Origin of the sequence: Streptomyces glaucescens, from assembly GCF_002154375.1 — a bacterium.
In the GTDB taxonomy this organism is placed as follows: domain Bacteria; phylum Actinomycetota; class Actinomycetes; order Streptomycetales; family Streptomycetaceae; genus Streptomyces; species Streptomyces glaucescens.
On record NZ_MUND01000702.1, the window covers coordinates 1 to 7,115 of the forward strand.

The window sequence follows — 7,115 nt, forward strand, 5'->3', positions numbered from 1 at the left end:
GGAGCGGACCACTGGGCGGGTGGCGGCTGCTGCGGGGACCACTGCGCGCCGGGGCTCTGCGGCTGCGCGCCCGGCTGCGGGGACGGCTGCTCGGAGCCCGGCCGGTCGGCCGGCTCGCTGGGGCCGGAGGTGCCGGGCTCGTGCCCGTCGGACGGGGAGGATCCGGGCGAGGCCCAGCCCGGAGTGTCGTTCATCGTCGCTCCTTCACGGTGCCCGTCCGCGGTCGCGGCGGCAGGTTGGCAGCCATCGTGCCATGGGGTGGTCGGCGGGGGCCCGGCCGCGGTGGGGGCGGCACACCTTCAATTGTCCGCCGGATAGCGGGCAGACTGACCGTATGGCTGATCTGCAGGCGCGAACCGGCGAGGACGAGCGGGCAACCGAGGTACCTGTGCTGCGTTGGGAGGAGCCACCGGAGGGTCCGGTCCTGGTGCTTCTGGACCAGACCAGGCTGCCGAGCGAGGAGGTCGAACTGGTCTGCACGGACGCACCCGCGCTGGTGGAGGCGATCCGGTCGCTCGCCGTGCGCGGGGCACCGGTGCTCGGCATCGCGGGCGCGTACGGCGTCGCGCTCGCCGCCGCGCGCGGGTTCGACGTGGACGAGGCCGCACAGGCGCTGGCGGGTGCCCGGCCGACCGCGGTGAACCTCTCCGTGGGGGTGCGCCGGGCGCGGGACGCCTATCACGCGGCTGTGGCCAGGGGCGAAGACGCCGGGCAGGCCGCCGTGGCGGCGCTGGCGGCCGCACGGCAGCTGCACCGGGAGGACGCCGAGGCGAGTGCGCGGATGGCCGAGCACGGGCTGGCGCTGCTGGACGAGCTGCTGCCCGGCGGGGGCCATCGGATCCTCACCCACTGCAACACCGGGGCGCTGGTGTCCGGCGGGGACGGGACGGCGTTCGCGGTGGCGCTCGCGGCGCATCACCAGGGGCGCCTGCGGCGGCTGTGGGTGGACGAGACCCGCCCGCTGCTGCAGGGGGCGCGGCTGACGGCGTACGAGGCGGCCCGCAACGGGATGGCGTACACGCTGCTCACCGACAACGCGGCGGGGTCGCTGTTCGCCGCCGGGGAGGTGGACGCGGTGCTGATCGGGGCCGACCGGATCGCGGCCGACGGGTCGGTGGCGAACAAGGTGGGGAGCTATCCGCTGGCGGTGCTCGCGCGGTACCACCACGTGCCGTTCATCGTGGTGGCGCCGGTGACGACGGTGGACCTGGACACGGTGGACGGGGCGTCGATCGAGGTGGAGCAGCGGCCGGGGTACGAGGTGACGGAGGTGCTGGCACCGCAGGTGCAGGTGTCGGGAGCGGGGGGCGGCATTCCGGTGGCGCCGCTGGGGACGCAGGCGTACAACCCGGCGTTCGACGTGACGCCGCCCGAGCTGGTGACGGCGATCGTCACCGAGGAGGGGGCGGTGTCACCCGTGACGGCCGAGGGGCTGGCCGAGCTGTGCGGGAAGGCTGGGCGCGCGCGGGGCTGACCGGGGGTTCGACGGCGAGGGCCGACAGTGGCCGGTGAGCGGTCGGTGACGGTGTCCGACTGTCGTCACGGGGCCGTGGGCCCGCTCAGCGGCGCCGCCCTCGCCGTTGCGGGCATGGGATGCTCCAGGCCAGTTCCATGGCGAACGGCCTCTCTGCCCGCTGCGACGCACGGGGAGCGGGGCCGGGCGCGCTGTGGAGTGGCTCGAGTCGGGGACGCGGTGGTTGCCGAGGTGGCTCAGCAGCTCGGCGAGGCCGCCGGCGAGGCGGTCGGCCGCCACCGGATCACGGACTGACGAGGGCGCCGCAGCGAGGGGTGGCCGCCCTGACATCTGCCGCTGACGGCAAGGGCCGCGGACGAGGGCAGACAGTGACGGCCTCGTACGACTATCGTCACTGGTCAGTGAGCTGCCTCACCTGGATCTTCGCCACTGTTATGAGAATGGGATGATGTCGTTTATGAAGGGACGAGTCCTTGTCGTCGACGACGACACCGCACTGGCCGAGATGCTCGGCATTGTGCTGCGTGGTGAAGGTTTTGAGCCGTCTTTCGTAGCCGACGGCGACAAGGCGCTGGCCGCTTTCCGGGAGACGAAGCCCGATCTCGTGCTGCTGGACCTGATGCTGCCCGGACGGGACGGTATCGAGGTGTGCCGGCTGATCAGGGCCGAGTCCGGGGTGCCGATCGTGATGCTCACGGCGAAGAGCGACACCGTGGATGTCGTCGTGGGCCTCGAGTCGGGCGCGGACGACTACATCGTGAAGCCGTTCAAGCCGAAGGAGCTGGTGGCTCGTATCCGGGCGCGGCTTCGCCGGTCGGAGGAGCCGGCGCCGGAGCAGCTCGCGATCGGTGACCTGGTCATCGATGTCGCCGGGCACTCCGTGAAGCGGGACGGGCAGTCGATCGCGCTGACGCCGCTGGAGTTCGATCTGCTGGTGGCGCTCGCCCGCAAGCCGTGGCAGGTGTTCACGCGTGAGGTCCTGCTGGAGCAGGTGTGGGGCTACCGGCACGCGGCGGACACGCGGCTGGTCAACGTCCATGTGCAGCGGCTGCGCTCCAAGGTCGAGAAGGACCCGGAGCGGCCGGAGATCGTGGTGACGGTCCGTGGTGTCGGCTACAAGGCCGGGCCGAGCTGACATGTCCGGGGACAGTGCCGCTTCGGCGCCCGGCCGGTCCGGGACCCGCGCGGGGCGGCCTGTCGGCCGGAAGGCGGCGGGCTCCCGCTGGGGAAGGTTCTTCGAGAGCGGGCTGCTCCAGGGCGGGGTCCAGGGCAGCCCGGTCTTTCGCCTGTTCATGCGCTGGATACGCCGGCCGCTGCTGCCCGTGATGCGGCTGTGGCGGCGCAACATCCAGCTGAAGGTCGTCGTGACGACCCTGCTGATGTCACTGGGCGTCGTGCTGCTGCTCGGCTTCGTGGTCATCGGGCAGGTGCGCAACGGTCTGCTGGACGCCAAGGTGAACGCGTCGCAGAGCCAGGCCACGGGCGGGTTCGCCGCGGCCAAGCAGCGGGCCGAGGAGGCGGCGAGCGGGGCCGCCGTCGACGACGCGGCCGACCAGGACGGGCAGTCCTCCCAGAACGTCATCCAGTGGATGAGTGATCTCGTCACGTCCCTGTCCAGTGGCGGCCAGGGCGCCTTCGACGTCGTGACGCTGCCCGCCGGGGACGACACCGGCGGCGGACGCGGCCCGCGTGCCTCCGGCGGCGTCAACCCGAACAAGAGCGTGCCCGAGGACCTGCGGGAGCGGGTCACCGGCAATCCGGGCGCCTGGCAGAGCTACACCCGCATCATCTACGGGCCGGGCGAGGAGTCCCAGCCCGCGCTGATCATCGGCAAGCAGCTCAACGACCCGAACAACGACCCGTACCAGCTGTACTACCTCTTCCCGCTGACGCAGGAGGAGAAGTCGCTGAGCCTGGTCAAGGGGACGCTGGCGACGGCGGGGCTGTTCGTCGTCGTCCTCCTCGGGGCGATCGCGTGGCTGGTGGTACGCCAGGTCGTCACGCCCGTACGGATGGCCGCGGGGATCGCCGAGCGGCTGTCGGCGGGGCGGCTCCAGGAGCGGATGAAGGTCACCGGCGAGGACGACATCGCGCGGCTCGGCGAGGCCTTCAACAAGATGGCGCAGAACCTCCAGCTGAAGATCCAGCAGCTGGAGGACCTGTCGCGGATGCAGCGGCGGTTCGTGTCCGACGTCTCGCACGAGCTGCGCACCCCGCTGACGACCGTGCGGATGGCCGCCGATGTCATCCACGAGGCGCGGGAGGACTTCGACCCGGTGACCGCACGGTCGGCGGAGCTCCTCGCCGACCAGCTGGACCGGTTCGAGTCGCTGCTGTCGGACCTGCTGGAGATCAGCCGTTTCGACGCGGGTGCGGCGGCGTTGGAGGCCGAGCCGATAGACCTCAGGGAGGTCGTCCGGCGGGTCGTCGGCGGGGCCGAGCCGCTGGCCGAGCGCAAGGGGACGCGGATCCGGATCACGGGCGACCAGCAGCCGGTCGTGGCCGAGGCGGACGCCCGGCGCGTGGAGCGGGTGCTGCGCAACCTCGTGGTCAACGCCGTGGAGCACGGCGAGGGCAAGGACGTCGTCGTCAAGCTCGCCGCGGCGGGCGGGGCGGTCGCGGTCGCGGTACGCGACTACGGTGTCGGGCTGAAGCCCGGCGAGGCGACCCGGGTCTTCAGCCGCTTCTGGCGGGCCGACCCGGCACGCGCGCGGACGACGGGCGGTACGGGCCTGGGCCTGTCCATCGCCCTGGAGGACGCCCGGCTGCACGGCGGCTGGCTCCAGGCGTGGGGCGAGCCGGGCGGTGGCTCGCAGTTCCGGCTGACGCTGCCGCGGACCGCGGACGAGCCGCTGCGGGGATCGCCGATACCGCTGGAGCCGAAGGACTCGCGGCGCAATCGCGGACTCGACGACTCCGGTCTGCCGCGCGGGGGCGAGAAGAGCGCCACCGTGCCCGCGCAGACCACAGCGGGCGGCCCGGTGCGGCCGCTGGACGCGATAGGCCCTCGGATGGCCGCCGTGGCGCCCACCGCCGATCCGACGGCGTTGCCCGGGAACGGTGCCCGTGTGGTGCCCCGGCCGCTGGGCGGGGCACGCCGGCCGGACGAGGCGGCGCCCGGTCCGGCCGCGCGGCGTCCCTCGGACGTGGAGCCCGATGAGACGAATGAGTAAGGGGAGGCAAGTCGTGGGCGCTGACCGCGAGGGGGGCGCCCGGCGCACACCGGCGCGCGCGGTGGCGTACGTCGCCTGTGGTGCCGTACTGCTGGCGGGGTGCGCCTCGATGCCCGACCACGGGGATCTGCGCGGTTTCGAGTCCACGCCGCGGCAGGACACCCAGGTGCGGGTGTTCGCCGTGCCGCCGTCGGAGGACGCCTTGCCGCCGCAGATCGTGCAGGGCTTCCTGGAGGCCCTGACCAGCGACGACCTCAACTACGAGACGGCGAAGCAGTACCTGACCGACAGGGCGAGGAAGTCCTGGCACCCGCAGCGGTCCACCACGGTGCTCGCCAACGCGCCAGGCATCGAGGTCGACTGGGCGGTCAACAAGGAGGAGCGCGACACGTTCGCGTTCCTGCTGACCGGCACCAGGGTCGCCACCGTCGACGCGGAGCAGTCGTATGCGCCGGCCGGCGGGAACTACAGCCAGCAGGTGCAGCTCAAGCGGGACAGGAAGAGCGGGCAGTGGCGCATCGACCGGCTGCCCGAAGGGATCGTGCTCGGCCAGTCGGACTTCCAGCGGAACTACATCTCCGTCAACAAGTACTACCTGGCGGCGAACAGCGCGTCCGGCGCGTCCTCGCAGCTCGCCGCGGTCGCCGACCCGGTCTATGTGCGCCAGCGGGTGGACCCCACGACACAGGTGGTGCGCTCGCTGCTCGAAGGGCCCACCAGCTGGCTCGATCCCGCGGTCCTGTCCAGCTTCCCCACCGGGACCCGGCTGGCGAAGAGCGGCGACCCGCTGACGCCCGACGAACACAACAAGCTCACCGTGCCGTTGAACGACAAGGCCGCCCGGGTCGGGCTGGCCAAGTGCAACGAGATGGCGGCCCAGGTGCTGTTCACCCTGCAGGACCTGACTCCCGCGGTGGACGAGGTCGAACTGCGGGCGGGCGGCGCGGAGTTGTGCTCGCTCGACACGGACGGGGCCACGGCGGTCGCCACGCGCGGACCGGTGCGCAGCCCCGAGTACCTCTACTTCCTCGACGACGAACAGCGCGTGGTGCGGATCCGCAGCGGCAGCAAGACCGCGGGCGCGGAGCCGGTGCCGGGACCGCTGGGCGAGGGCACCAAGAGCCTGCGCTCGGTGGCCGTGTCGCGCGACGAGCGCACCGCGGCCGGAGTCTCCCTGAACGGCGCCGAGTTGTACGTCGCGCGGATGGAGCCCGGCGCCCAGCTCGGAGAGCCCGTGCTGGTCGGTCAGGGCAAGACCGAGGACGACCGGCTGACCACACCCAGCTGGGACGCGCAGGGCAACCTGTGGATCGCCGACCGCGACCCCGCGCGGGCGCGGCTGCTGCTGCTCCAGGCGGGCAAGAACGAACCGCTGGAGGTGGAGACTCCCGCCCTGGACGGGCGCATCAAGTCGGTGCGGGTCGCCGCCGACGGCGTGCGGATCGCGCTCATCGTGGAGAAGGACGGCGAACAGTCCCTGCTCGTCGGGCGGATCGACCTCGACGAGAAGGTGGGCGAGCGGGCGGCGGTCACCGTGCGCGAACTGCACAACGCCGCCCCCGAGCTGGAAGAGGTCACCACCATGTCGTGGAGCGGTGACGACCGGCTCGTCGTGGTCGGACGCGCGAAGGGGGGCGTGCTGCAGCTGCGGTACGTCCAGGTCGACGGCTCCACGCCGAAGGCGCCCGCGCCGGACGCGCTGACCGGAGTGAAGGAGATCGCCGCGTCCGAGGACGAGCGGTTGCCGCTGGTGGCGTACTCGGACGACGGAATCGTGCGGCTGCCGTCGGGGGCGCAGTGGCAGACGGTGGTCAAGGAGGGGTCGGCGCCGGTCTATCCGGGGTGATGGGCAGGGCCTCATCAGGGTGTCGGGCAGGGGCGGGCTCGGGGCTTTCGCCGAGAGGCCCGTCCGGCTTTCGCAGGCGGCCGTTCTCGTTCGGGGTGACCCGGCGGGGGCGGCCGTTTCTGTTGGCGAGGTGATGGGCGAGGTGAGGTGGGAGGTGGGGCTGACGAGGTGAGTGAGGTCTATGAGGTGGGCCGGTCGGCGCGGCGGAGGGCGGTGCGCGGGTGGTCCTCACGGGCGGGTGACGGTTGTTCAGTGGGCCGGGCGGTTTTCCACAGGGGGTTTTCCACAGGGGTAGCCGTTCCGGGCGAGGGCTGGGCAGAGTGGTCCGCATGCGGGGATGGTGGCAGGACCTCACCGACCTGGTGCTGCCGGCCGAGTGCGGGGGCTGCGGCCGGGCTCGTACGGTGCTGTGCGCGGGGTGCCGGGCCGCTCTGAGCGGACAGGTGCCGCGCCGGGTGCGGCCGGTGCCGGAGCCGCCGGGGCTGCCGGCCGTACACGCGGCGGCCCGGTACGGGGACGAGGTGCGAGCCATGCTGCTGGCCCACAAGGAACGGGGTGCCCTGGCCCTCTCCGGGCCGCTCGGCGGGGCTCTGGCGGGAGCCGTGCGGGCGGGGCTGCGGGA

The 7,115-nt window shown here is 72.7% G+C and carries 5 protein-coding genes and 1 pseudogene; 5 read left to right on the forward strand and 1 reads right to left on the reverse strand.

The window, feature by feature from the left end:
* A pseudogene (locus CCN42_RS35380) lies at window positions 1-194 on the reverse strand (hypothetical protein); the annotation flags it as partial.
* Between the two features lie 140 nt (window positions 195-334).
* Between CCN42_RS35380 and mtnA the strand changes: the two are divergent.
* The 5 genes from mtnA to CCN42_RS35405 form a co-directional block, all read left to right on the forward strand.
* Complete coding sequence (gene mtnA / locus CCN42_RS35385) at window positions 335-1,474, forward strand: S-methyl-5-thioribose-1-phosphate isomerase (protein WP_086741461.1); 1,140 nt, start codon at window positions 335-337, stop codon at window positions 1,472-1,474.
* A 445-nt stretch (window positions 1,475-1,919) separates the two neighbouring features.
* Window positions 1,920-2,609 carry a two-component system response regulator MtrA gene (mtrA, locus tag CCN42_RS35390; protein WP_015659998.1) on the forward strand — a complete coding sequence of 230 codons (690 nt, stop codon included), beginning with the start codon at window positions 1,920-1,922 and terminating at the stop codon, window positions 2,607-2,609.
* A gap of 1 nt (window position 2,610) precedes the next feature.
* Window positions 2,611-4,647 (forward strand): MtrAB system histidine kinase MtrB, encoded by a 2,037-nt coding sequence (gene mtrB / locus CCN42_RS35395; protein WP_086741462.1) that lies wholly within the window; start codon window positions 2,611-2,613, stop codon window positions 4,645-4,647.
* Window positions 4,648-4,660: 13 nt separating this feature from the next.
* A complete protein-coding gene (locus CCN42_RS35400) occupies window positions 4,661-6,493 on the forward strand; it encodes an LpqB family beta-propeller domain-containing protein (protein WP_086741463.1) in 1,833 nt (610 codons plus the stop codon).
* A 329-nt stretch (window positions 6,494-6,822) separates the two neighbouring features.
* Window positions 6,823-7,115, forward strand: a 293-nt coding sequence (locus tag CCN42_RS35405) for a ComF family protein (RefSeq protein ID WP_422641241.1), incomplete at its 3' end; no start/stop codon positions are given.

Bases quoted from the DNA above. Each gene is read 5' to 3' on its own strand.
- mtnA (WP_086741461.1), top strand. From the start codon at position 335: ATGGCTGATCTGCAGGCGCGAACCGGCGAGGACGAGCGGGCAACCGAG.
- mtrA (WP_015659998.1), top strand. From the start codon at position 1,920: ATGATGTCGTTTATGAAGGGACGAGTCCTTGTCGTCGACGACGACACC.
- mtrB (WP_086741462.1), top strand. From the start codon at position 2,611: ATGTCCGGGGACAGTGCCGCTTCGGCGCCCGGCCGGTCCGGGACCCGC.